Consider the following 22,911-nt stretch of genomic DNA (forward strand, 5'->3'; position numbering starts at 1 on the left):
AGGTGTTCCCGCAAGCGGGATATCGGATCGGGATGCAGGCGACTCCTACGGCACGCGCCCAAATCAAGCACAGGCAGGCAACAGGAACAACCGCATTGTGTCCCCCATCCACGCCCGTCCCCGATCAAAGCCGCCATGCCGAACGAATGGCGACGCTGAATGTTTCACCTGACCTCACCGCATCGCGGCTATAGGCGCGCAGCGTCTGGCCATCAGGCAGCACAAGGCGAAGCGCATAGCGCTCTCCCTCGTAGAGGACCGATTCAACCCGGCAGACAATGCCGTCACCATCCGCAACCACGTCTTCCGGCCGCACGAGAACGTCGACGGAGGTCGCGGCGGCGCCATCAGCAACCATAATCGCCCTCAGCGCCGGCCAATCGAACGAACGCGATTTCGTATCTGCAGGTCCCGGCAGTGACAGGATCGCCCCCTGCCCGATCAGGCTGCCGACCAGACGGCCCTCCGGTCGAGCATAGATCTCCGCCGGTGCGGCCACCTGCAGCAACCGTCCCTCCGACATGACGGCCACATCCGTCGCAAGCGCCATCGCCTCGCTCTGGTCATGCGTAACGTAGACCATGGTCGCGCCGGAACGCTGGTGGAACTCGCGAAACGTCTCCTCCATCTCCTTCTTGAGATGGCGGTCGAGATTGGCGAGCGGCTCATCGAGCAGCACCACATCGGGCGATGTCACCAGGCAGCGAGCCAGTGCCACACGCTGGCGCTGGCCGCCGGAGAGATCGGCCGGACGGCGGCTCGCATAGTCGGCAAGCCGCACCGTCGACAGAGCCTCATGCACCTTCTCGCGGTAGCGCTCGCCGGAGATGCCGCGCACCTTCAGGGGATAGCCGACATTGTCGGCAACGTTCATATGCGGCCAGAGCGCATAGGACTGGAACACCATCGCCATATTGCGCCGCTCCGGCGGCAATTGCTTTTCCGCGTCCGCCAGCAGCCGTTCGCCGAGATGGATGGAACCGTCGGTCGGCTGTTCGAAGCCGGCAATCATTCTAAGCACCGTCGTCTTGCCGCAGCCGGACGGCCCGAGAAGCGCAAGGAACCCGCCTTCGCGGACATCCAGCGAGAGCGCACTCACGGCCGCGCGCCCCGTGCCGAAATCCTTGCTGAGGTGGTTCAGGATCAGTTTCGCCAAGGCACCACTCCCTTTGGCAGCCGCTTCGCCAGAAGCTCGAGAAGCAGCATCATCGCGACGACCATGCAGACAACCAGAACCGACATGGCCGATGCAAGATCGGCGCTGCCGCCATCGTCGAGATTGTAGATCACCACGCCGAGCGTCTGCGTACCCGCCGCCCAGAGCAGCGCAGACACGGTGAGCTCGTTGCAGGCAATCAGGAATACGAGGATCACCGAGGCGCCCGCGGCCGGTGCGATCAGCGGCACGATGATATCGGCAAGCCTGCGGAAAAAGCCGGCGCCCGAAAGCCGCGCCGCTTCCTCCAATGCCGGATCGAGCTGCAGGAAAGCGCTCATGACCGGCTTCAGGCTGACGGCAAAATAGGCGGAGAAATAGGCAAGCAAGATGATCCAGATCGTGCCGTAGAGCGTGACATTGAGCACCGGCAGCGGAGCAGCAAAGACGAGGATGAAGCAGACGGCGACGATGATGCCCGGCAGCGAATAGGGTATCTCGATCATCATCGCCACGATGCGGCTCATGAGATCCCTGCGTTTCGTCAGCGTATAGGCGGCGAGCACCGCCACGACGAGCAGGCCGATGGCCGTCATGCTCGCGAGGAACAGCGAGTTGGAAAACGCCACCCGCGTCACCGTCTGGTGAAACAGGATCTCGTCGAAGGCGTGCCAGGATGCGGTCTTCAACGTCAGCGGAACGCCATAGGCCGGCACCAGGGCGCCTGCGACCAGCGCAAAGAAGGGTGCGACAAGCATGATGAACAGGATCGCCCAGAGCAACGGAATGGCCATAAAGCGCCAGCGATCGAGCTGGAAGGCGGCGGAAGCGCCCGAAAGGCCGATGACGCGATAATCGCGGCCACGCAGCGCCCTGCCCTGCACGGCAAGGCCTGCGATCGAAATCACGGCGATAACCGTCGACAACACCCCGACATCGCCGAACGTCCGCGGCCCGAAGGAGGCGAATTTCGTGAAGATCAGCGTCGACAGCGTGAAGATCGAGGCCGGAATGCCGAGGATCGCCGGAATGCCGAAATTGCCGACCGAGGAGACGAAGGCGATCGCCGCCCCGGCAATGACGCCAGGCAGTGATAGCGGAAAGACGATATCGCGAAAGACACGGAAACTGCCAGCACCTGACAACCTTGCCGCTTCGATACCGTCGCGCGGCAGCGCCATCAGCCCGGCCCTGAGCGCTAGGTAGACCAGCGGCGCATGCTGCACCCCATAGAGAAGCGCGATGCCGCCGATCGAATAGAGCGGCTGCGGCGAGCCGAGCGGCGGCGCGATATGCAGCGCCTTCAGGAGGGGGCTCGAGGGTCCCGACATCTGCACCCAGGCAAGCGCCGTCACCTGCGGCGGGATCATCATCGGCAACACGAAGAGAAAGCTGAGCACGCCGCGGCCGGGCAAGTCGGTAAGCGTCAGCAGGAAAGCGAAAAGGCAGCCGAGCAAGACCGAGATGACCATGCCCAGGATCGACGTTTCGACCGTGTACCAGGCAGATCGCCACAACGCCGGATCGGTGAGCAGCTCATAGGCGCCGCCGCGCAGCAGCACCGAAATGCCGACCTCTGCCAGCCGCGCCAGTGGCAGCACGCTCAGGATGATCACGACGATAACGACAAAAGGAAACAGCCAGGCAGGCTGGCTGTTTCCTCCTCGAATATATCCGTACATTTAGAGTCCGGCTGGGATCACTTGGATCCGAAGTAGGAGGTGAAGGTCTTGAGGTCCTGATCGGTGTTCTTCAGGGCGGAAGCAGCATTTACAGGCAAAACCTTGATGCTGTCACGCGCCGGGAAACCGTCCGGCAGCTTCATGCCGTTGCGAGCCGGGATGTAGCCGAGCTTCAGGAAGCCTTCCTGGCCCTTTTCGGACAGAGCGTAGTCGACGAACTTCTTGGCAGCGTCCTCATGCTTGGTGCCGGCAAGGATCGCGACCGGTTCGGTCACAGCCGATACGCCTTCCTTCGGGAAGACGAACTCAACCGGCGAACCCTTGGCCTTGGCGCGAATCGGCAGGTAGTCGACGATCATGCCGTAGGCCTTCTCGCCCGATGCGACCGACTTCAGAACGCCGCCGTTGGCACCGGCAGCGATCGCGCCGTTGGCGGCGAGGTTCTTGTAGTAGTCCCAGCCGCCGAGGCTGTCGACACCGGCAAGGGTCTGTGCGTGAATGAGCGCTGCACCCGAAGCAAGCGGGCTCGGCATGATGACGAGGCCCTTGGCCTCCGGCTTGGTCAGGTCCTGCCAGCTCGTCGGCTTCATCGCGGCGGCCGTGTTGTAGACGATGCCGGTCGTGATCAGCTTCGTGGAATAGTAATAGCCGTCGGCATCATAGAGCGCCGCGTCGTAGTTTGCGGCTTCCGGCGACTTGTAGGCCATCAGCTTGCCGGCTTCCTTGAGGCGCTCCAGCGTGACAGTGTCGGCGATGAGGAGAACATCGGCCACCGGGTTGCCCGCCTGCATCTCGGCCTGCAGCTTTGCGATGATCTGCGGCGTGCCGTCGCGCACCCAATCGACCTTGATGCCGGGATTGGCCGCCATGAAACCGTCGACGGTCGCCTGGGCGTCCTCGTTCGGCTGGCTGGTGTAAAGCACGAGATCGGCAGCCTGGGCCGACACGGAGAGGAAGCCGGCTGCAAGCAGGCCGGCGACGGTGGAAACTAGCGTTTTCATGATGGCATCCTCATCTGGTTCGAGAGGTTCCTTAGACAGGCTGATTAACATGAATGTGACAGCCAACTAACGGATTACGACACCGTCTTAGCCGGCTTCTGCCCTTGACGCTCCGGTATGACCTCTATTTGCTAAAACCATCCATTTTCAGACCAATCCACATTCCATTTTCTGGAGGAAAACACATGGAATATCGTTTGCTTGGCCGTTCGGGCCTCAAGATATCGGCAATCACGATGGGCACGATGACCTTCGGCGGTGTGGGTTGGGCAAAGACCGTCGGCGCCGTCGGCGTTGCCGAAGCGCGCAAGCTCGTCGACATGTGCCTCGATGCGGGCGTGAACTTCATCGACACGGCAGACGTCTATTCCTCGGGCGCATCGGAGGAAATCCTCGGCGAGATCATCGGCGGCCCGCGCAAGAAGGGTGTCATGGTCGCGACCAAGGCGCGCTTCCCGATGGGCACCGGCCCAAACGATGCCGGCAACTCCCGTTATCATCTGATCGAGGCCTGCGAGGCGAGCCTGCGCCGCATGAAGACCGATGTCATCGACCTCTACCAGATCCACGAATGGGACGGGCAGACGCCCCTCGAAGAGACGATGGAAGCACTCGATACGCTCGTCCGTCAAGGCAAGGTGCGCTATATCGGCTGTTCGAATTTCTCCGGCTGGCACATCATGAAGGCACTTGGCGTCAGCGAGAAAGACAAGCGCGAGCGCTTCGTCAGCCAGCAGATCCACTACACGCTGGAAACCCGCGATGCCGAAAACGAACTCATCCCCGTCAGCATCGACCAGGGCCTCGGCATCCTCGTCTGGAGCCCCATCGCCGGCGGCCTGCTGTCCGGTAAGCATCGCCGCAACCAGGCCGCACCGGAAGGCACCCGCCAGTTCGCCGGCTGGACCGAGCCGCCGATCCGCGACGAAGACCGTCTCTGGAACATCGTCGACGCGCTGGTCGAAATCGGCGAAAGCCGCGGCGTCTCGGCAGCACAGGTCGCGCTTTCCTGGCTCATCGGTCGCAAGGGAGTGACATCGGTCATCATCGGTGGGCGCACGGAAGCGCAGTTCAGGGATAACCTCGCTTCCGCGGATCTGAAGCTCAACGCCGAGGAACGCAAGCGCCTCGACGACGTCAGCCTGCCCTGGCTGCAATATCCCTACTGGCACCAGCGCAACACCGCGAGCGACCGGTTGGGAGAGGCTGATTTGAGCCTGCTGGGGCCGTATTTGCAGAAATAGCGGCACCGCTTCTCCTCCGTCTCAGGGGATCGGGACGGCGCCGCGAATCCCCTTCTCCCCCGGGGGGAAGGTGGCGGCAGCCGGATGAGGGGGCCACGCGGCACAACGGAAGAACGGGTTAAGCGGCAAGGCGCGAAACAAATTTCGTCCTGCCGTGCCGCCCCCTCATCCGCCCCTTCGGGCCACCTTCTCCCCGCTGGGGCGAAGGGACTCGCGGCAACCGCCTGCACAATCGTTCAAGACGACAACGTTAGCAGCCGGTATCCCCTCGCCATCAAAACAAATGGTGACCCCGATGCCGAACGCCCCCCAAACCTACAAGCCGATCAATCTCGCCGAAAAGCTCTCCCTCTTCTCCGACCAATGGCAGCAGCGCGTCATCGCCGAGATGAACGACTATCAGTTCAAGGTCGTGAAGATCGAGGGTGATTTCCTCTGGCATGATCACCCGGAGACCGATGAAGCTTTTCTCATCATAGAGGGCGAGCTGCGCATTGACTTCGAGGATGGCGCCGTCCTGCTGCGCAAGGGCGAAATATATGTCGTTCCCAAAGGTGTACGACATAAGCCTTATGCGGCACATGAAGTCCAGATGATGCTGATCGAGCCGCGTGGCACGCTAAATACCGGCGAAGAAGGCGGCGAGAGTACGGCTCAGAACGACGTCTGGATCTGAGCCGTTCAGATCTAAAACAGGTGCTTTGAAAGCATCGCGAACCGTTATCCGTCGACCTCTTCAAGCACCTTCGTAAATCTCAAGCCGGTATGTTCATATCCACAGCGCTTATAGAGGCGGTGCGCGTCTTCGCGGCGGGTGCTGGGTTTCACTGACACGAGGCGGGCGCCACGGTCATAGAGCCAGCGCTCGCCGTGATCGATCAATAGTCCGGCGATGCCCCTACCTCGGAAGTCCGAAGAAACGACAAGGGCCGAGATGACACCGTCAAGATCGTCTCGATAGAGAGTTGGAGAGACAAACAAGCCGATCATTCCCGCAATTGCACCGTCTTCATCGGCAACAAATGTAGCGTAGTCCTGGCGGTCGCTCACCCGCTCAAGTCGGGCGGCCATTTTCTCCGACGTTGTCGGATAGCCAAGCTCGGCCATCAGCCGCGCGAGCTCGTCGACATCCAATGGGGTTGCTGCCCTGACTTTGATCCCGCTCATGGTCTTTCCCTTAACCTTCCAAACCGGCGGGACCATGCAACGCGGGCTGAGTCGATGCAACCGGGCGCTCGGAAAGAGGCTCGGTCGCTTTAGTCGCACAAAATCTTCAATGTGCAGATAAAGGGCGCGTGAGGAGCAAGGCAGCGAACAGCTTGAGCGGTAAGCGAAAGCTGTTCGCTATGCCAGCCCTTAGAGCGCAGCTATCTCGCTGGCGATCAGCTTGCCCAGCCGCGAGATCCCCTCGTCGATCATCTGATCGTTGGCGCAGGAGAAGCTGACACGGAAGGTGTTCGGGCCGGAGCCGTCGGCAAAGAAGGCCTGGCCCGGAACGAAAGCGACCTTTGCGGTTTCCAGCGAACGGGCAAGCAGCTTGGCGCCGTCCATGCCCTTTGGCAGGGTGATCCAGACGAACATGCCGCCCTCCGGCTTCGTCCAGCTGGTGCCCTCGGGCATGTACTTGGCAAGTGCTGCCAGCATGCAATCGCGACGATGGCTGTAGGTCTTGCGGACCTTGGCGACCTGTTCGTCGAAGCCGCGACGCGCGACATGTTCGATGGCGATCTGGTTGATGGTCGAGGAATGCAGGTCGGCCGCCTGCTTCATCAGCACCAGCTTGCGGATAACGGGCGCATTGCCGACGATGAAGCCGACGCGAAGGCCCGGAGCGAGCGTCTTCGAGAAGCTGCCGCAGTAGATCGTGCGCGTATCGTTGATGTTGCCCTTGCGGGCGATTTCGAGCGCCAGGATCGGCGGGATCCCCTCGCCGTCATATCGCAGCGACTGATAGGCGGCATCCTCGATGATGGCGATGTCGAGCTCGTCGGCGAGATCGATCAGCTTCTCGCGGGAGGCAAGATCGATCGTCTCGCCGGTCGGATTGGCAAAGTCGGCCGAGAGATAGGCAAACTTGACGCGGCCGCCAGCCTGTTCGGCAGTCGCGCGATAGGCTTCCGGCGTGCGGTTGCCGTTCGGCGTCAGCTGGTCATAGGTCGGCTCATAGGCATTGAAAGCCTGCAGCGCGCCGAGATAGGTCGGCGCGGTGACGAGCGCCGTATCGTTCGGCGAGAGAAACAGCTTGCCGAGATAATCCAGGCCCTGTTGCGAACCGGAGACGATGAAGACGTTTTCGAGCTCGCAGGGAACGCCGAGCTTTGCCATTTCGCCAACCAGCCATTCGCGCAGCGGCTTGTAACCTTCGCTGACGGAATATTGCAGCGCCGCGTTGACGGCCGTGCTGGAAAAGATCTCGTTATAGGCTTCCTTGAAAGCCGCATCCGGAAACAGTGCGGGATCGGGAATGCCGCCGGCAAAAGAGATGATGTCCGGCCGCTCCAAAAGCTTCAGCAGTTCGCGGATTTCGGAGGCGCGCATACGGGTGGAACGCGTCGCAAAGATATTATCCCAATTCAACATGGGGCTTCCTCGTAATTTTTTGTCTTTAGGCGACCAAATCACGCAATAAACAATAAGTCAACGATGCTGACCTATTTTATTTGAAGTGACAAAGGATGCCGGGACTTTAACGGAAAGGACCTATCGGAGCGATGGGAAAAGAGGTGCCCAGCACTCCGGTCTCGGGCGCGTTTGAGGCAGCGGCGCGGCACGTTACAATATCATACTGCCGCCCGCCGCCGCTGCAAAAACCGCCGCACTGCCGGATCGACCTCAAGGCCAATCGCCTGATCATAGGCTTGTTGCGCCGCAATGCGCTCGCCGGTTCGCGCCAGCAGATCGGCGCGCGCTGCCCAATAGGGCTGATACTCTGCCAGCCGCTCGTCCATAGCGATAGCGTCAAGGGCGGCGAGACCGATAAAGGCACCCTGCGTTTCCGCCAGTGCCACGGCGCGATTGATCGCGGCGACGGGCGAGCCGGTCAGGCTGCAGAGCGCGTCATAAAGCGTGACGATGGCCGGCCAATCGACGCCGCGGCCGAGCCGCCGCGCGACATGCGCCGATTGCAGCGCGGCCTCCAGCTGATAGCGGCCGGCCGCGTTAAGCCGGTGCGCGCGGGTCAGCAGAGCCTCCGCTTCCCCGATCAGGCGGTCGTCCCAGTGCGCCGGGTCCTGCTCGCCGAGCGGCACAAATTCGCGGTCAGCATCGCGGCGCGCCGGCCACCGCGATGCGGAATAGATCATCAACGCCAGCAGACCGAGCGCTTCCGCCTCGTTCGGCAGCAGCTCGACAACGAGCCGGCCGAGCCAGATGGCTTCCTCGGCGAGATTGCGCCGTTTTGCTTCAGCGCCGGCCGGATCGCTCCACCCCTCGGTGAAGGCCGCGTAGATCGCGGCAAGCACCGCGTCCAGACGCTCCGCAATATCCTCGCGTTCGGGCATACGGAACGGAATGCCCGCGAGCCTGATCTTGGCCTTGGCTCGAGCGAGCCTTTGCCCCATGGTCGCCGGCGCCACCAAAAAGGCGGAGGCGATGGTCGCGGCGTCGAAGCCGAGGACGGTCTGCAGGATCAGTGGCGCCCGGATCGAGGCCTCGATCGCCGGATGGGCGCAGGCAAACATCAGGCTCAGGCGCTCGTCCGGAATCGATGCCGATTCCTCGGCCATCGCCGCCATCTCTTCGGCCAGAAACTGGACCTGGCCACTGCCCTTAGCTGCGGTTTGCCGTCGCCGTGCGGCATCAATCGAGCGCCGCCGCGCCGCGGCAAGCAGCCAGGCTTCCGGATTGCGCGGCACACCGTTTTTCGGCCAATCGGCGAGTGCCGCGACGAAAGCCTCGGACAAAGCGTCCTCGGCTCCCGCGACGTCGCGCGTGCGAGCGCTCAGGAAGGCGACGAGGCGGCCATAGCTGCGGCGCGCCGCAGCCGCGGCCGCCTCATGCGCCTGATTGTCGTGATCCGCTATCACGCGCTTAACACGCGCTTAAGCAGAATACATCGCCCAGACAGGCCGAATCTCCATCGTGCCATGCGAAGCGCCGGGGCAGCGCGCTGCCCAGGAAATCGCCGCGTCGAGATCGGGCGCTTCGATCAGATAATAACCGCCAAGCTGCTCTCTGGTCTCGGCATAGGGGCCGTTGAGAACCTGCGTCTTGCCATCGGCGACGCGCACCGTTGTGGACGCAGCGGTCGGCTGCAAACGATTGCTATCGACCAGGGCGCCAGCCTTTCTCAGCGCTTCCGTATAGGCGGTGTAAGCGCCGAGCGCTTGCTCGACTTGATCCTTCGGCAGGGCGGCAAAACCCGCTTCGTTCGCGTGGATAAGCATCATATATTGCATGAAAGGTCTCCTCTGTTGAGAGCGGCCTCGATGCGCCGCTGAACCAATGTCGTCCGAGCGGGCAGGATTTCGACAACAGTCGGAAAAAATCTAGCGAAGCGCGGTGTAGGCGGCAACAGGGCCGCAAATCTCCGGGGATCGACAGCGGGCCACAGCACGGTAAATCGTTGGTAACAGTCAAAAAAAGGCCCCACTCCCGAACCGGCAGCAGGGCCTGTCTTGTCGCAAGGCTAGATATCGCAGTGTCAGTACTGCTGCAACAGCGCGGCAATCCGACCCTGATCCGGGATCTGCCCCTGCGGTGTCAGTTTATCTACCACGCCCGGCAGCACGGTGGAGAGTTGACGCAGGAGTTCCTGTTCGCTCACACCGGCCTGGCGGGCCAGATCGCTGATCGTTTGTGAACCGAGCGCATTTTCGAGATTGCCGGGAGCGATCGGCTGGTTGGGCCCGGGCTTCACCCAGGAATCCACAACAGAGCCCTGCCCCGCCGCGGTCAACTTGCCGAGCAAACCACCAAGGCCGCCACCCAAGGCACCGCCAAGACCACCCATCAATCCGCCGTCATTGGCTTGCGGGGCCGCCTGCCGAGGGTCTGCAGCAGGATCCGGATTGCCCCTGCCGCTCATGAGCTTGCCGACGAGGAGCGCGCCGAGCGCGATCATGATCGGTTTCGAGATGCTGCCGCCCGGGACGGCGTCGTCAAAGATACCCATGCCATTCTCCTCTCGTATTTTCCCCAAAATCAATTGGCGGAACAGAAGTGAGACGACCGAATGAAACCACCGCAACAGTGATTTCATAGTTTCTTTATTTAGCATAAAGTGAAATGGCTCGAATGCCTGAGCAATCAAGGAGGGGAATGCCAAATGTCTGTAATCGGGTGGATAATTCTTGGTCTGATCGCCGGGTTTATCGGCAGCAAGATCGTCAACAAGAGTGGCTCGGGAATGCTGATGGACATCGTGCTCGGCATCGTCGGAGCGATCGTCGGCGGTCTCATCTTCAGCTTCTTCGGCGCAGCCGGCGTCACCGGCTTCAATATCTATAGCCTGGTAGTCGCAGTCATCGGAGCGGTCGTGGTGCTGTGGCTCTACCATGCAGTGGCAGGGCGGCGGTCGATTTGAGAACTGCCAAGCACCAAGGCGTCTCGTCTGGAAGACCCTGGGACCTGCGACCTTATAAACCTTATGTCCGCCTGGAGCGGACATAAGGTACTGACAAATTACATCGATCTCGCCCAGCGGGGCGAGCCGCTTTTCAGGCTCTTGCACTCGTCTTGCGATTGGCTGCGACCGTCAACCAGACCGCCGAAAGCAGGAAATAGAACGCGCCAAAACCCGCATAGGGAGCGACGTCGAGGATCGTCGGCGGGACGATGCCGAAAGACTGCTTGATCATGAAGCCACCGGCCAGAGCTGACTGCGCCCCGCTCAGGATCATCGCCCACTGCGCTCCATAAGAACGCCAGCGGCGGACGCCCGTGTAGAGCTGCAGAATGCCCGACAAAATGGCCCAAACGCCAAAGACCGCCAGAACGGCGTAAGTATCCTTCATGACAGCCAGGATAACGATGACCGTCACTATGGTACTGGCACCCACATTCAGCGTCTGGGAAGGGTTTGCCTTCAGACCACCATTCACCCGAGCATCGACAAGATTAGCCGCCGCATCCCATGCCGGGTAGATGACGAGCAATACGGATGCGATAGCCGACTGACCGGCCAATGCCACGGCGGCAGCGACCCACGCGATCGAGAATATGGCACGGGCGAAATAATAGGATCGCAGCCATTGGGATGGATTGGAAGATTGACCTTGCATGTTAGTCTCCTTGATTTGTCATCCTACTAGTAGGTAGATTATCAATTTCTGTCAATCGATCGCAGCAACTCTCCGGAGGAGAATCCGGGCTCGCGAGCGCAAATATTAGTGAAGGAGTTGATGGACGTTCGGCCTTGACAGCAATTCTACTAGAAGGTAGGGCGCACTTTATGGAACCCACGACATCACAGAAGATATTGGACGTCGCCCAGCTTCTCGTTGGAGCTGGCGGCTACAATGGTTTCAGTTATGCCGATATTTCGGATGCCATCGGCATTAGAAAGGCCAGCATACACCATCATTTTCCGACGAAGTCGGAATTGGTCGCCGTATTGGTGGAGCAATATGCGCAACGCGCTAGAGCCGGCTTGAGCTCGCTCCGCGAAAGTGGAATGAGCCCCCTCGAACAGCTGCAGGCCTATCTGAACTATTGGCAGGCATGTATCCGCGATTCCTCCGAGCCGTTTTGCATCTGTGCGATGCTCGCAGCGGAGATGCAGATGTTGCCGGAGGATGTGGCATCAGGCGTGCGTGCGCATTTCCGGCATCTGACGGAATGGCTAGTCTCGGTGTTGGAGGCCGGCGTCGCGGAGGGCCAGTTTCGGCTGGACCGGTCACCGGAAGAAGAAGCGCAAATTCTGATGGCCTCGGTCCATGGAGCGATGCTGTCCGCGCGGGCTCTTGCCAATCCCGAACTCTTCCCAGCGGTCGTCGAGCCACAGATCGCCAGACTACGGGCGTGAAATCGAGGAAGATGACGGTCGACGTCGTCGAGAAAGCGCATCGCGTTCACAATTGAAAAGGCCGGAGCTTGCGCCCCGGCCATTCCGCAATCGCTTGGATTGAAATCGCTCAGTTGACAGCCTTGTCGACCAGCTTGTTCTTACCGATCCAGGGCATCATGCCGCGCAGCTTGGCACCGACTTCTTCGATCTGGTGGCTGTCGTTCAAGCGGCGGATGCCCTTGAAGCGCGAGCCGCCGGCGCGGTATTCCTGCATCCAATCCGAGGTGAACTTGCCGGTCTGGATGTCCTTCAGGACGCGCTTCATTTCAGCCTTGGTTTCAGCCGTGATGATGCGCGGACCGGAGACGTATTCGCCCCATTCAGCCGTGTTCGAGATCGAGTAGTTCATGTTGGCGATGCCGCCTTCATAGATCAGGTCGACGATCAGCTTCACTTCGTGCAGGCATTCGAAATAGGCCATTTCCGGAGCGTAGCCGGCTTCGGTCAGCGTCTCGAAACCAGCGCGGATCAGCTCGACGAGACCGCCGCAGAGAACGACCTGTTCGCCGAAGAGGTCGGTTTCGCACTCTTCGCGGAAGTTGGTTTCGATGATGCCCGAACGGCCGCCGCCGACGCCGCAAGCGTAGGAGAGAGCGAGTTCAAGTGCGTTGCCGGAAGCGTTCTGGTGAACGGCAACGAGGCAGGGAACGCCGCCGCCCTTCTGGTATTCGCCGCGAACCGTGTGGCCCGGGCCCTTCGGAGCGATCATGACGACGTCGACCGAAGCCTTCGGCTCGATGAGGCCGAAATGGATGTTCAGGCCGTGTGCGAAGGCGATAGCAGCGCCGTCACGGATGTTGCCGGCGATCTCGCTCTTGTAGATGTCGGCCTGCAGTTCATCCGGGGTTGCCATCATCATCAGGTCGGCCCAGGCAGCAGCTTCGGCAACGGTCATGACCTTGAAGCCGTCGGCTTCAGCCTTCTTGGCGGTGGCAGAACCGGCCTTCAGCGCGATAGCAACGTTCTGTGCGCCGCTATCCTTGAGGTTCAACGCATGGGCGCGGCCCTGCGAACCATAGCCGATGATGGCGACTTTCTTTGCCTTGATGAGGTTGAGATCGGCATCACGATCGTAATAGACGCGCATTTGAAGTTCCTTCCCTTCGCTTGTCTGTTTAGTTCAGATGATCAGACGGTCGCGGTCGCTTCCGCCAAAACCTTTTCGGAGCCATAGAGCCGGAGAAAAGCGCTCACCGCTCTCTCCGCCTGCATTGCGGTATCTTTTAGACCTGGTTCGCCCAGCAGCATGCGCACATGCAGATCCGAAACCACGAGGCCGTAGAGCGTGTGATAGGCCTCGTCGGCATTCGTAAAACGCAAGAGCCCTGCCCGCTTTCCGGCATCGATCAGCGCCATCGCCCGCCGATCGATCTGCCTGCGGCCGCGTTCCAGAAGAAGCTTGCCGAGCTTGGAGCCGTCGCGATGCGACTGACCGATCGCCAGCCGGTTCAAGGCGAGTGAAACATCGCCGGCCAGCACCTCGAGCAGGTCACGTGCAAAAATCGCAAGGTGATCGTGAAGGCTGGTGACGGTCAGCCGCTCGCCATTGCGCTCGAAGGTCCTGACCTTGCTCGCCTGATAGGCGATCATCGCCGACAGCAGCCCGTCGCGATCGCCGAACCACTTGTAGAGGCTTTCCTTTGAGCAATTGGCCGCGCGCGCCACGCCTGATGTCGTCAGCGCCTTCTCGCCGCCGTCGACGAGCAGGCGCAATGCCTGCTCCAGAACCGCGTTCTGTCGAGGCGAAAATTCGCCTACCTGTCCTGCATCACTTGGCACGATCGCCACTCCCAAATACGTACCGTACGGTACGGTTCGTGGCGCGTTATCGCTCAGTCGATATTCTGCGTCAAGCAGAATTCGATGCTGCGGCGCATCAAAAGGAGAGCTATTCGGCGGCGATCTGTCCGCGCATGGCTTCAATATCCTTCAGCGGCGGCAGGCCGTAGAGCCGGCTGTATTCGCGGCTGAACTGCGACGGGCTCTGGTATCCGACGCGATAGCCGGCAGTCCCGACATCAAGACGTTCGGTCAGCAGCAGCCGGCGCGCCTCGTGCAGGCGGAGCTGTTTCTGATACTGCATCGGGGTCATCGCCGTCACCGCCTTGAAGTGATGGTGCAGCGACGAAACGCTCATGCTCACATGCTCGGCCAGCTCTTCGATGCGCAGCGACTGGACAAAGTTCGTGCGCAGCCATGAGACGGCGCGCAGGACCTTGTGGCTCTGGCTTTCGGACAGCATCATGTTGAGAAGGCGTGGACCATCGGGACCGGTCAGCAGCCGGTAGGATATCTCCCGCTCTATCAACGGCGCCATGACCGGAATATCCTCCGGCTTGTCCAGCAGGCGCAAAAGTCGGGTCGATGCATCGAGAAGGTCCGGCGGGGCAATGTTGACCACAAGGCCACGGGTGTCATCCGCCGGGGTGGCCAGGCGCGTAATGCTGGTCCGAGGCAGCAGTTCGTTCAGCTTCTCGCTGTCGATGAAAAGGGTGAAGCAGAGATAGGGAATATCTGGCGTCGCTTCGGTTACATGCGACGCCACAGGCAGGTCGAGGGAGGTCAGAACATACTCGCCGGCGCCATACATATGAACATCGGAGCCGACCATCAGCCGCTTGCTGCCCTGCAGGATCAGCGAAAATCCAGGCTTGTAGGCCATATGTTGAAGGCGCGTCGGGCAGCTGCCCTTGAAGACGTGCAGGTTCTCGATCGCGGTGGCGGAATCCCCGTCCCTCTCGGCGAAACGGGCAACGAGCGATATCATTTCATCGAATGGACCGATATGTAACGTCATAACATTACCATTTGTTTTCTTGATGTTAGGCGATGTAAACTTGGGGTCATCATCACGCGAATGAGAGGTCCGCGCAAGGAGATTTGCAGGATCGTACAAGAAGCTTGCAGGATCGCTATACCACATGTTCGGCAAGTCGGGGCATATAGTCCGCCGTCCCTTCCACCCTCCTGCCAAGAAGGAAACTACGCATGCCAACCATCGCAAAAGGCTATGCCGCAACTGACGCCTCGAAGCCGCTGACCCCGTTCACCTTCGAGCGCCGCGACCCGAAGGAAGACGACGTCGTCATCGACATCAAGTTTGCCGGCATCTGCCATTCCGACATCCATACCGTTCGCAACGAGTGGCACAACGCCGTCTACCCGATCGTCCCCGGCCATGAAATCGCCGGCATTGTGACCGCCGTCGGCTCCAAGGTCACGAAATTCAAGGTCGGCGACCGCGTCGGCGTTGGCTGCTTCGTCGACAGCTGCGTCGGCTGCGCCACCCGCGACGTCGACAATGAGCAATATATGCCCGGTCTTGTCGGCACCTATAACGAGTTCGAAATCGACGGCAAGACGCGCACCCAGGGCGGCTATTCCGACCATATCGTCGTCAAGGAAGGTTATGTCCTGTCGATCCCGGACAATCTGCCGCTCGATGCCGCTGCTCCCCTGCTCTGCGCCGGCATCACGCTCTATTCGCCGCTGCACTACTGGAAGGCCGGCCCCGGCAAGAAGGTCGCCATCGTCGGCATGGGTGGCCTCGGCCACATGGGCGTCAAGATCGGCGCAGCCATGGGCGCTGACATCACGGTCCTCTCCCAGACGTTGTCGAAGAAGGAAGACGGACTGAAGCTCGGTGCCAAGGAATATTATGCAACGAGCGATGAAGAGACCTTCAAGAAGCTTGCAGGCACCTTTGACCTGATCATCTGCACGGCCGGCGTTGCTATCGACTGGAACGCCTATCTCGGCCTCCTCAAGGTCAACGGCTCGATGGTCATCGTCGGCGCACCGGAACATCCGATCCCGGTCCACGCCTTCTCGCTGATCCCGGGCCGCAAGAGCATCTCCGGCTCGATGATCGGCTCGATCAAGGAAACCCAGGAAATGCTGGATTTCTGCGGCAAGCACAACATCGTCTCCGAGATCGAGAAGATCAACATCCAGGACGTCAACGAAGCTTACGAGCGCGTTCTGAAGAGCGACGTGCGCTACCGCTTCGTCATCGACATTGCCTCGCTGGCAGCCTGAGAAAATCGGCAGAAACGACAATGGAAGGCGGCCCTAGGGCCGCCTTTCTGCATTTTTGCAGGATCGGACAAGAAGCTAGGAGGATCGCGCTAACGTCTCCACTCCGTCTCGTGCATACTCCATCTGTCCAATCCCCCAACTCAAAGGAAGATTCAGATGGCTATTGCAAAAGGCTATGCTGCGACGGACGCATCCAAGCCGTTGACGCCCTTCACCTTCGAGCGCCGCGAACCGAACGATGACGACGTCGTCATCTCGGTCAAATATTGCGGCCTCTGCCATTCGGACATTCACCAGGCCCGCAACGAATGGGGCAATTCCAAATATCCGATGGTGCCGGGCCATGAAGTCGCCGGCGTGGTTTCCGCCATCGGCTCCAAGGTCACCAAGTTCAAAGTTGGCGACCATGTCGGCGTCGGCTGCTTTGTTAATTCCTGCGTCGGCATGCCGGAGCGCAATGTCGACATCGAGCAGTACCTGCCGGGCTGCATCCAGACCTATAACGATTTCGAGGCTGACGGCGTAACGCCGACCTATGGCGGCTATTCCGACTCGATCGTCGTCAAGGAAGGCTATGTCCTCTCCTTCCCCGACAACATCCCGCTCGACGCCGGTGCTCCGCTTCTCTGCGCCGGCATCACGCTCTACTCGCCGCTCGCTCACTGGAAAGCCGGTCCCGGCAAGAAGGTCGCCATCGTCGGCATGGGCGGCCTCGGCCATATGGGCGTCAAGATCGGCGCTGCCATGGGTGCCGACATCACCGTGCTTTCCCAGTCGCTGTCGAAGAAGGAAGACGGTCTGAAGCTCGGCGCCAAGGAGTACTACGCCACCAGCGATGCCGAAACCTTCAAGAAGCTCGCGGGCACTTTCGACCTGATCATCTGCACGGTCGGCACTGTCATCGACTGGAACGCCTATCTGAGCATGTTGAAGATCGACGGCACGATGGTCCTGGTCGGCGTTCCCGAACATCCGGTGCCGGTCCACGCCTTCTCCGTCATCGGCGGCCGCAAGGCCCTGACCGGCTCAGGCATCGGCTCGATCAAGGAAACCCAGGAAATGCTCGACTTCTGCAGCAAGCACAACATCGTTGCCGAGATCGAGAAGATCAACATGCAGGAGATCAACGAAGCCTATGAGCGTGTCCTGAAGAGCGACGTCCGCTACCGCTTCGTCATCGACATCGCCTCGCTGGCAGCTTGATCGTCACTATATCGAATGCGGAAAGGGCGGCCCTTGCGAGCCGCCCTTTTTTAATTCTCGCGCATCGTTTCCTTCTGCGTGATCAGCCGCGCGCTGTGCTGGCGGCTGAGATAGATCCACAGCCAGCTCCACGCGACCGCAAAGCGCGAACGCGTGCCGATGAGGAAGTAGATATGGGCGATGCCCCATATCCACCAGGCGATCCAGCCCCTGAGCTTGATCCAGCCGAAATCGATGATCGCCGAGCTTTTGCCGATCGTCGCAAGGCTCCCCTGATGATGATAGCGGAAGGCGCCGGGCTCGGCCTGCCCCGCAAGGCGGGCACGTATGACCTTGGCGACATAGGCACCCTGCTGCTTGGCCGCGGGCGCAATCCCCGGAACCGGCTTGTCACCTTCCCACATGACGAGTGCCGTATCTCCTGTCACGAAGATATTGTCAGCACGGGGGGGCCTCAACTCCGCATCGACGATGACGCGGCCGGCGCGGTCGGCGGGAACGCCGAGCCAATGTGCGGCAGGCGAGGCCTGCACGCCCGCTGCCCAGACGATCGTCCTCGACGGCACGAAGCTCTCGCCCATTGTCACGCCTTCCGCAATGCAGTTGGTGACGGCATGACCGAGGCGGACCTCCACGCCAAGCGTCTCTAACGTCCGCTGCGCATAGGCCGACAGGTCTTCGACGAAGCTCGGCAGAACCCGCGGACCGGCTTCGACAAGGATAATCTTCGCCTTCCTGGTATCGATCCTGCGGAATTCCTTCGGCAGGGTGACGTGCGCCAGTTCTGCGATGATGCCTGCGAGCTCGACACCCGTCGGACCGGCACCCACGATCACAAAGGTCAACAGAGCGTCGCGAACGGCGGGGTCGGTTTCCAGCTCCGCCTGCTCGAAGGCGATCAGCACGCGGCGGCGGATCGTGGTCGCATCCTCGAGTGTCTTCAGTCCTGGCGCGACGGGCTCCCATTCGTCATGGCCGAAATAGGCATGCGTCGCGCCGGTCGCCAGCACCAGCGTGTCGTAGGAGATGGTCTGACCGTTCTTGAGTTTGATCGTGCGCGCCTCGCGATCGACACCGACGACCTCGGCGAGCAACGTTGTCACCTCGGGGCGGTCGCCGTACAGGCTCCTGATCGGCCAGGCGATTTCCGAGGTTGAAAGCAAGGTCGTGGCGACCTGATAGAGCAGCGGCTGAAACAGATGATGGTTGCGACGATCGACGAGAGTGATTCGTACCGGAGCCCCCTTCAGATCGTTAACAAGCTGCAATCCGGCAAAACCGCCACCGACTACGACAACATGATGTTCCTGCATGGAAATTCCTCGTGTTGTCCCCCCGCAAACAAGGTAAGCAGGCTGCCACAGCAATCAACCTGTATTTGCGCATGGCTACTCTGCAAGCTTGATGGCGGTCTCGGTCTCCGATTTTTAAATTCTGAACCTGGCTAACATAGCATCGACCGGAAGGCGGCGGAGGCAGGATTGCGCCGACAACAGTCATTCTGGATCAGATAAGAATAATCGACTTCACCGGAATCTGAGAGACAACATTCGGGTTTCTATCGAATTTGTTGCCAGCCGCGTCTGTGCTCGAACGGAAGTCAGGCTTGTCTGGCCTTCCGATTGGCATAACGCCGATCACGTTCGGCCTTTCGGGCAGCCTCGTCTTCGATCACCCGGGAGATACGGCCTTCCTCGGCCGCCTTGCGTGCGTCAATTTCGGCCTTGGCAGCCGCATTTATGGCGGTCTGATGCTCTTCTGCTTCTGCCTCGAGACGTGTCCGCTCGGCTATTTTCTGCCGCTCTCGGTCTGCGCGTCGCTCGTCTCTGGCGGCGGCGACTGCAAGCCGCTCCGCCTGCCTTTCCATACGCGTTGGCTCCGCGGCTTCTTTGGCAGAACGATGGGCTTGGAGAAGTGCAGCTTTTGCCTGGGCAGATGCGCCAAGGCGGTCCGAAAGATCGTTGCTTCTAGAGTTTTTCAAATCATTCGCTTTGCTGGAAGTCGACCAGATGGTCAAATCTTTGGTTTGCGTTTGGAAATCAGGGCAACGGTGGCCCGCTTCTGCGCTTCCTCTTCCTTGGCAAGGCGGAGGGTCCGCAACCGCAACGTCTTTTCCTCGCGGGCCTGCGCGATCGAATCGAGTTCGTCGACCGCGCGGCCCCGCGCGAAGAACTCCGATTGCGCTTCGGCAAAGGCTACCTCGGCCTGCTGGCGAGATCTGCTTTGTGTTTGTGTCATGTTTATCCTGACAGATAGACCGCCAAACGGCGGCAATAAAAAAGGTCAGGCGGTTTCAGCCTGACCTTGGTCGATATCGTGCTCTCAGCAGTGCCAGTACATCCGTGGTCAAAGGAAAGCAGATATCAATTAAGCGGCCTGAAGCTTGCAGGCGGACATCTTGCCCGACTTCTGATCGCGCTCAAGCTCGTAGCCGATTTTCTGACCTTCGACGATTTCACGCATACCAGCGCGCTCGACGGCAGAAATATGAACGAAGGCGTCTTCGCCGCCGTTATCGGGCTGAATAAAGCCGAAGCCCTTGGTGGAATTGAACCATTTAACTGTGCCAGTGGTCATGATGAACCCTTTCATAGCAATATTGAAGAAACCCGCGACACAAAAGCGCCGCAGATGGAGATAGCGATTTTTGAAAGGGAAGGTTCGTTCAAGGCGCGGTGCTAGTCGCGCGGTAACCAAAGCTCAGCAAGCAAAACTCGATACCGTACATATAGTCTCGCCTCACCTCAAAGTCAACCAAAAGTTACGACAAAAATATGGATTCGTTAATCGGTTGTATCCGGGCATTTCACAATCGAAAAAGAACCGGGGCACCGCATGTAGACATCGTCTTTCACCCCTGCCCATCTTGGCGGCTGTTGCTCCGATATTCCGAAGCTCAACTCGCATAGCTGACGGGAATGGCAATCCCGCTCTTAAGTTCCTCCATCGAGATGGAGGCGGCGACATCGAACAATTCCACCCGCCGCACGATCGTCTTGTAGATAACGTCATATTGCTCGACCCGCGGCAGCACGATTTTCAGGATATAGTCGTAATTGCCCGTCAACCGATGCGCTTCGACGATTTCGGGAATGTCGCTGATCGCCCGCCGAAAGCCTTCGATCCAGTCATCGGAATGGTGCGCCGTCTTGATCAGCGCATAGACCGTCGTCGGCACGCCCATTCTCTCACGGTCGAGCACCACGATCCGCCGCGCGATATGGCCGCTCTCTTCCAGCCGCTGGATGCGCCGGGAACAGGCTGAAACGGAAAGGGCGACCCGATCTGCAAGGTCGGTCACCGAAATGCCCGCATCGTTCTGCAAAAAGTCGAGAATCTTGCGATCGCGATCATCAAGCATTGCATCACCTCGCGCCGAGAATTTGCGTACAAATAAAAGACAGCGCAAAATTTTGCGCATTTCTCATAAGCATACACAAAAAATGCAAACACTGCGCAAGTGAATTGCGACATGATACGGTCACTCAAGTCCAAGGAGGAGAAATACCGGAATGCGCACAATCGGCTTTATCGGCGGCATGAGCTTCGAAAGTTCGGCGGTCTACTATCGGCTCGTCAACGAGATGGTCCGCGAGCGCCTGGGAGGGCTCGCCTCCGCTGAACTGCTGATGCATTCGGTCAACTTCGCCGATATTGTCGCGCTGCAGAAGGCCGGACGCTGGAGCGACGCCGCCGCGCGATTGGGCGATGCTGCCATTCGCCTGCAGATCGGCGGCGCCGATTGCGTATTGATCTGCACCAACACCATGCACCTGATCGCCGATGACGTGGCTTCCCACATCTCCGTGCCGGTCATCAATATCATCGACGAGACTGCCGCCGCCTTGAAGGCTTCAGGCAAGACCCGTCCGCTGCTGCTTGCGACCCGCTATACGATGGAGCACGGCTTCTATACCGAGCGCATGGACCGTCACGGCATTTCCGTCATTGTGCCGCAGTCCGATGATCGCACCATCGTTCATGACATCATCTTCAACGAACTCTGCGCCGGCACTATCCTCGACAGTTCGCGCGAAAAGCTGATGGCGATTATCGAACGCGCCAAGGCGGTAGGCGCCGACAGCGTTATCCTCGGTTGCACGGAGATCTGCCTGATCCTGGATCCGAAAGCGCTGCCCCTGCCCGGCTTTGACACGACAACGATCCACGCGCAGGCGGCTGTTGCCTTTGCCCTTGAGGACGAACCCATGAGAGCAACCAACGCCGCATAGTCGCAGCACCGGAACGAGCTACTACATTAGAAGAAGAGAGTTTACAGGTGTTGCCGTAACGCACTTGTATCTTCGGCCTCGTCCTCTAGGTTGTGCCGACCACGACCGCTCGGAGCGCCTATGCCGAAGAAGATCGTTCTAGCCGCCTTGTTCGTCCTGTCCGGATGCGGTCATCCAAGCGGCGTGATGACGCCCGTCGCGCTGACGGCGACCACACCGAAGACGTCGCAGGTCGAGATGCTGGTTGCGACCAACCGGCAGCCCAGCGGTAATCCGGCGACGCTCTTCAACGGCGAGCGCAGTCCGAAGCCCTTTCTGACGGATATCGAGGTTTCGATCCCGCCGAAGCGCGAGGCCGGCACCGTCCAGTGGCCCAGGCGCCTTCCGCCCAATCCGGCAACCGATTTCGCCGTCACCCGCGTCAAGCAGCTCGATACGCGTGCCGAAGGCCGCGCCTGGTTCAGGCAGCACTTGGAGGGCGGCCACGCGCTGGTCTTCATCCATGGCTTCAACAACAAGTACGAGGATTCGGTCTTCCGCCTCGCACAGATCGTCCACGATTCAGGCATGCACGCGACGCCTGTCCTCTTCACCTGGCCGTCGCGCGCCAGCCTCTTTGCCTATGAATATGACAAGGAAAGCACCAATTATTCCCGTAGCGCGCTTGAGCAGGCGCTGCGCGTCCTCTCGGAGGACAAGGATGTCAAGGACATCACCATTCTGGCCCATTCGATGGGGACGTGGCTGGCGATGGAAGCGTTGCGGCAGATGGGCATCCGCGACGGCCATGTGAATTCGAAGATCCGCGACGTCATCCTCGCCTCTCCTGACATCGACATCCAGGTCTTTGCCAAGCAGTATGTCGAGATGGGAACGCCGCGGCCGAAATTCACGATCTTCGTGTCCCAGGACGACAAGGCGCTCGCGGCATCTAGCTTCATCACCGGTCGCGTCGCGCGTCTCGGCGGCATCAATCCCGCCGAAGAGCCTTACCGCACGAAGCTTGAGGAAGCCGGCATCACCGCGATCGACCTCACCAAGGTCAGGACCGGCGACAGGCTGAACCATGGCAAGTTCGCCGAGAGCCCCGAGATCGTCCAGCTGATCGGCCAGCGGCTGATGGTCGGACAAAAGCTGACGGATTCCAACATCTCGCTCGGCGAAGGCGTGGCCGCGGTCATCGGCGGAACGGCCCGGACCGTTGGCGCCGTGACGGCCACCACGATTGCGGCCCCCCTGAACGCCGTCGAACACCCGATCACCCAGAAAAAGGCAACCGACGTCGGCGATAGCTTGCAGAACGATCCTCAGTCCAAGTTGCTGACGCAGTAGAATTTGCGCGCCTGACG

25 protein-coding genes are annotated in these 22,911 nt (G+C 60.2%); 8 read left to right on the plus strand and 17 right to left on the minus strand.

All coding sequences use genetic code 11. The features are described from left to right. Positions 1–124 precede the first annotated feature (124 nt). Genes DTW90_RS00680 through DTW90_RS00690 form a run of 3 tightly spaced genes read right to left on the minus strand, consistent with a single transcriptional unit; the run spans position 125 to position 3,839 of the window. Entirely contained in the window at positions 125–1,156 is a 1,032-nt protein-coding gene (locus DTW90_RS00680) for an ABC transporter ATP-binding protein (RefSeq protein WP_149336011.1), read from the minus strand. After that, a complete protein-coding gene (locus DTW90_RS00685; protein WP_149336012.1) occupies positions 1,144–2,838 on the minus strand; it encodes an iron ABC transporter permease in 1,695 nt (564 codons plus the stop codon). The genes DTW90_RS00680 and DTW90_RS00685 overlap by 13 nt, the downstream gene beginning before the upstream one ends. Positions 2,839–2,855: 17 nt before the next feature. Continuing rightward, positions 2,856–3,839: an ABC transporter substrate-binding protein gene (locus DTW90_RS00690; RefSeq protein ID WP_149336013.1), complete on the minus strand. Its 984-nt coding sequence runs from the start codon at positions 3,837–3,839 to the stop codon at positions 2,856–2,858. A gap of 185 nt (positions 3,840–4,024) precedes the next feature. Here DTW90_RS00690 and DTW90_RS00695 point away from each other — a divergent pair, with 185 nt between their 5' ends. Next, positions 4,025–5,083, plus strand: a complete 1,059-nt coding sequence (locus DTW90_RS00695) for an aldo/keto reductase (RefSeq protein WP_149336014.1) — start codon at positions 4,025–4,027, stop codon at positions 5,081–5,083. 295 nt (positions 5,084–5,378) lie between these two features. Next, positions 5,379–5,759 (plus strand): cupin domain-containing protein, encoded by a 381-nt coding sequence (locus DTW90_RS00700; protein ID WP_132524317.1) that lies wholly within the window; start codon positions 5,379–5,381, stop codon positions 5,757–5,759. A 44-nt stretch (positions 5,760–5,803) separates the two neighbouring features. On the opposite strand, the gene DTW90_RS00705 is transcribed toward DTW90_RS00700, so the two are convergent. The 5 genes from DTW90_RS00705 to DTW90_RS00725 all read right to left on the minus strand — a co-directional run bounded on the left by DTW90_RS00705 (position 5,804) and on the right by DTW90_RS00725 (position 10,196). Continuing rightward, a complete protein-coding gene (locus tag DTW90_RS00705; RefSeq protein WP_165927871.1) occupies positions 5,804–6,250 on the minus strand; it encodes a GNAT family N-acetyltransferase in 447 nt (148 codons plus the stop codon). Positions 6,251–6,439: 189 nt separating this feature from the next. Beyond that, entirely contained in the window at positions 6,440–7,663 is a 1,224-nt protein-coding gene (locus DTW90_RS00710; RefSeq protein WP_132524315.1) for a PLP-dependent aminotransferase family protein, read from the minus strand. A gap of 200 nt (positions 7,664–7,863) precedes the next feature. After that, entirely contained in the window at positions 7,864–9,105 is a 1,242-nt protein-coding gene (locus tag DTW90_RS00715) for a DUF6596 domain-containing protein (protein WP_149336981.1), read from the minus strand. Between the two features lie 18 nt (positions 9,106–9,123). Then, the gene (locus DTW90_RS00720) at positions 9,124–9,480 is read right to left on the minus strand and encodes a YciI family protein (RefSeq protein ID WP_132524314.1); all 357 of its coding nucleotides are present in this window, start codon (positions 9,478–9,480) and stop codon (positions 9,124–9,126) included. Positions 9,481–9,725: 245 nt separating this feature from the next. After that, positions 9,726–10,196 (minus strand): YidB family protein, encoded by a 471-nt coding sequence (locus tag DTW90_RS00725; protein ID WP_149336983.1) that lies wholly within the window; start codon positions 10,194–10,196, stop codon positions 9,726–9,728. Between the two features lie 153 nt (positions 10,197–10,349). On the opposite strand from DTW90_RS00725, the gene DTW90_RS00730 reads away from it, so the two are divergent. Beyond that, a complete protein-coding gene (locus DTW90_RS00730) occupies positions 10,350–10,607 on the plus strand; it encodes a GlsB/YeaQ/YmgE family stress response membrane protein (protein WP_132524313.1) in 258 nt (85 codons plus the stop codon). A 133-nt stretch (positions 10,608–10,740) separates the two neighbouring features. Here DTW90_RS00730 and DTW90_RS00735 read toward each other — a convergent pair whose 3' ends face one another. Then, positions 10,741–11,304, minus strand: a complete 564-nt coding sequence (locus tag DTW90_RS00735) for a DUF308 domain-containing protein (protein WP_149336015.1) — start codon at positions 11,302–11,304, stop codon at positions 10,741–10,743. Between the two features lie 170 nt (positions 11,305–11,474). On the opposite strand from DTW90_RS00735, the gene DTW90_RS00740 reads away from it, so the two are divergent. After that, positions 11,475–12,047: a TetR/AcrR family transcriptional regulator gene (locus DTW90_RS00740; RefSeq protein ID WP_149336016.1), complete on the plus strand. Its 573-nt coding sequence runs from the start codon at positions 11,475–11,477 to the stop codon at positions 12,045–12,047. Positions 12,048–12,156: 109 nt separating this feature from the next. Here the strand turns inward: DTW90_RS00740 and ilvC are convergent, their stop codons facing one another. From ilvC to DTW90_RS00755, 3 genes are all read right to left on the minus strand, one after another. After that, positions 12,157–13,176, minus strand: a complete 1,020-nt coding sequence (gene ilvC / locus DTW90_RS00745; protein ID WP_132524310.1) for a ketol-acid reductoisomerase — start codon at positions 13,174–13,176, stop codon at positions 12,157–12,159. A 41-nt stretch (positions 13,177–13,217) separates the two neighbouring features. Continuing rightward, a complete protein-coding gene (locus tag DTW90_RS00750; RefSeq protein ID WP_132524309.1) occupies positions 13,218–13,868 on the minus strand; it encodes a TetR/AcrR family transcriptional regulator in 651 nt (216 codons plus the stop codon). Between the two features lie 109 nt (positions 13,869–13,977). Then, positions 13,978–14,886: an AraC family transcriptional regulator gene (locus DTW90_RS00755; protein ID WP_132524308.1), complete on the minus strand. Its 909-nt coding sequence runs from the start codon at positions 14,884–14,886 to the stop codon at positions 13,978–13,980. A 191-nt stretch (positions 14,887–15,077) separates the two neighbouring features. Between DTW90_RS00755 and DTW90_RS00760 the strand changes: the two genes are divergently transcribed. Together DTW90_RS00760 and DTW90_RS00765 are read left to right on the plus strand one after the other, a co-directional pair. Further along, positions 15,078–16,127 (plus strand): NAD(P)-dependent alcohol dehydrogenase, encoded by a 1,050-nt coding sequence (locus DTW90_RS00760; RefSeq protein WP_149336017.1) that lies wholly within the window; start codon positions 15,078–15,080, stop codon positions 16,125–16,127. A 156-nt stretch (positions 16,128–16,283) separates the two neighbouring features. After that, the gene (locus DTW90_RS00765) at positions 16,284–17,330 is read left to right on the plus strand and encodes an NAD(P)-dependent alcohol dehydrogenase (protein WP_149336018.1); all 1,047 of its coding nucleotides are present in this window, start codon (positions 16,284–16,286) and stop codon (positions 17,328–17,330) included. Positions 17,331–17,380: 50 nt separating this feature from the next. Here DTW90_RS00765 and DTW90_RS00770 read toward each other — a convergent pair whose 3' ends face one another. The 5 genes from DTW90_RS00770 to DTW90_RS00790 all read right to left on the minus strand — a co-directional run bounded on the left by DTW90_RS00770 (position 17,381) and on the right by DTW90_RS00790 (position 20,691). Next, positions 17,381–18,643: an NAD(P)/FAD-dependent oxidoreductase gene (locus tag DTW90_RS00770; RefSeq protein WP_149336019.1), complete on the minus strand. Its 1,263-nt coding sequence runs from the start codon at positions 18,641–18,643 to the stop codon at positions 17,381–17,383. Positions 18,644–18,930: 287 nt separating this feature from the next. Further along, complete coding sequence (locus DTW90_RS00775; protein WP_149336020.1) at positions 18,931–19,311, minus strand: DUF6481 family protein; 381 nt, start codon at positions 19,309–19,311, stop codon at positions 18,931–18,933. Positions 19,312–19,343: 32 nt separating this feature from the next. Continuing rightward, the gene (locus DTW90_RS00780; RefSeq protein ID WP_149336021.1) at positions 19,344–19,568 is read right to left on the minus strand and encodes a hypothetical protein; all 225 of its coding nucleotides are present in this window, start codon (positions 19,566–19,568) and stop codon (positions 19,344–19,346) included. A gap of 129 nt (positions 19,569–19,697) precedes the next feature. Next, complete coding sequence (locus DTW90_RS00785; protein WP_132524302.1) at positions 19,698–19,907, minus strand: cold-shock protein; 210 nt, start codon at positions 19,905–19,907, stop codon at positions 19,698–19,700. Positions 19,908–20,226: 319 nt separating this feature from the next. Continuing rightward, positions 20,227–20,691 carry an Lrp/AsnC family transcriptional regulator gene (locus tag DTW90_RS00790; protein ID WP_149336022.1) on the minus strand — a complete coding sequence of 155 codons (465 nt, stop codon included), beginning with the start codon at positions 20,689–20,691 and terminating at the stop codon, positions 20,227–20,229. A 151-nt stretch (positions 20,692–20,842) separates the two neighbouring features. On the opposite strand from DTW90_RS00790, the gene DTW90_RS00795 reads away from it, so the two are divergent. Beyond that, the gene (locus DTW90_RS00795) at positions 20,843–21,562 is read left to right on the plus strand and encodes an aspartate/glutamate racemase family protein (protein ID WP_149336023.1); all 720 of its coding nucleotides are present in this window, start codon (positions 20,843–20,845) and stop codon (positions 21,560–21,562) included. Positions 21,563–21,682: 120 nt separating this feature from the next. Then, positions 21,683–22,894 carry an alpha/beta hydrolase gene (locus DTW90_RS00800; protein ID WP_149336024.1) on the plus strand — a complete coding sequence of 404 codons (1,212 nt, stop codon included), beginning with the start codon at positions 21,683–21,685 and terminating at the stop codon, positions 22,892–22,894. The last annotated feature ends 17 nt before the right edge of the window (positions 22,895–22,911 follow it).

Origin of the sequence: Neorhizobium sp. P12A (genome assembly GCF_008365395.1) — a bacterium.
Classification (GTDB): domain Bacteria; phylum Pseudomonadota; class Alphaproteobacteria; order Rhizobiales; family Rhizobiaceae; genus Rhizobium.

Excerpts from the sequence above, each read along its gene's own strand:
- DTW90_RS00790 (WP_149336022.1), bottom strand. The coding sequence starts at position 20,691 with ATGCTTGATGATCGCGATCGCAAGATTCTCGACTTTTTGCAGAACGAT.
- DTW90_RS00735 (WP_149336015.1), bottom strand. The coding sequence starts at position 11,304 with ATGCAAGGTCAATCTTCCAATCCATCCCAATGGCTGCGATCCTATTAT.
- DTW90_RS00770 (WP_149336019.1), bottom strand. The coding sequence starts at position 18,643 with ATGCAGGAACATCATGTTGTCGTAGTCGGTGGCGGTTTTGCCGGATTG.
- DTW90_RS00740 (WP_149336016.1), top strand. The coding sequence starts at position 11,475 with ATGGAACCCACGACATCACAGAAGATATTGGACGTCGCCCAGCTTCTC.
- DTW90_RS00710 (WP_132524315.1), bottom strand. The coding sequence starts at position 7,663 with ATGTTGAATTGGGATAATATCTTTGCGACGCGTTCCACCCGTATGCGC.
- DTW90_RS00685 (WP_149336012.1), bottom strand. The coding sequence starts at position 2,838 with ATGTACGGATATATTCGAGGAGGAAACAGCCAGCCTGCCTGGCTGTTT.
- DTW90_RS00730 (WP_132524313.1), top strand. The coding sequence starts at position 10,350 with ATGTCTGTAATCGGGTGGATAATTCTTGGTCTGATCGCCGGGTTTATC.
- DTW90_RS00755 (WP_132524308.1), bottom strand. The coding sequence starts at position 14,886 with ATGACGTTACATATCGGTCCATTCGATGAAATGATATCGCTCGTTGCC.
- DTW90_RS00800 (WP_149336024.1), top strand. The coding sequence starts at position 21,683 with ATGCCGAAGAAGATCGTTCTAGCCGCCTTGTTCGTCCTGTCCGGATGC.
- DTW90_RS00720 (WP_132524314.1), bottom strand. The coding sequence starts at position 9,480 with ATGCAATATATGATGCTTATCCACGCGAACGAAGCGGGTTTTGCCGCC.
- DTW90_RS00705 (WP_165927871.1), bottom strand. The coding sequence starts at position 6,250 with ATGAGCGGGATCAAAGTCAGGGCAGCAACCCCATTGGATGTCGACGAG.
- DTW90_RS00795 (WP_149336023.1), top strand. The coding sequence starts at position 20,843 with ATGCGCACAATCGGCTTTATCGGCGGCATGAGCTTCGAAAGTTCGGCG.
- DTW90_RS00780 (WP_149336021.1), bottom strand. The coding sequence starts at position 19,568 with ATGACACAAACACAAAGCAGATCTCGCCAGCAGGCCGAGGTAGCCTTT.
- DTW90_RS00695 (WP_149336014.1), top strand. The coding sequence starts at position 4,025 with ATGGAATATCGTTTGCTTGGCCGTTCGGGCCTCAAGATATCGGCAATC.
- DTW90_RS00700 (WP_132524317.1), top strand. The coding sequence starts at position 5,379 with ATGCCGAACGCCCCCCAAACCTACAAGCCGATCAATCTCGCCGAAAAG.
- DTW90_RS00760 (WP_149336017.1), top strand. The coding sequence starts at position 15,078 with ATGCCAACCATCGCAAAAGGCTATGCCGCAACTGACGCCTCGAAGCCG.
- DTW90_RS00765 (WP_149336018.1), top strand. The coding sequence starts at position 16,284 with ATGGCTATTGCAAAAGGCTATGCTGCGACGGACGCATCCAAGCCGTTG.
- DTW90_RS00690 (WP_149336013.1), bottom strand. The coding sequence starts at position 3,839 with ATGAAAACGCTAGTTTCCACCGTCGCCGGCCTGCTTGCAGCCGGCTTC.
- DTW90_RS00785 (WP_132524302.1), bottom strand. The coding sequence starts at position 19,907 with ATGACCACTGGCACAGTTAAATGGTTCAATTCCACCAAGGGCTTCGGC.
- DTW90_RS00725 (WP_149336983.1), bottom strand. The coding sequence starts at position 10,196 with ATGGGTATCTTTGACGACGCCGTCCCGGGCGGCAGCATCTCGAAACCG.
- ilvC (WP_132524310.1), bottom strand. The coding sequence starts at position 13,176 with ATGCGCGTCTATTACGATCGTGATGCCGATCTCAACCTCATCAAGGCA.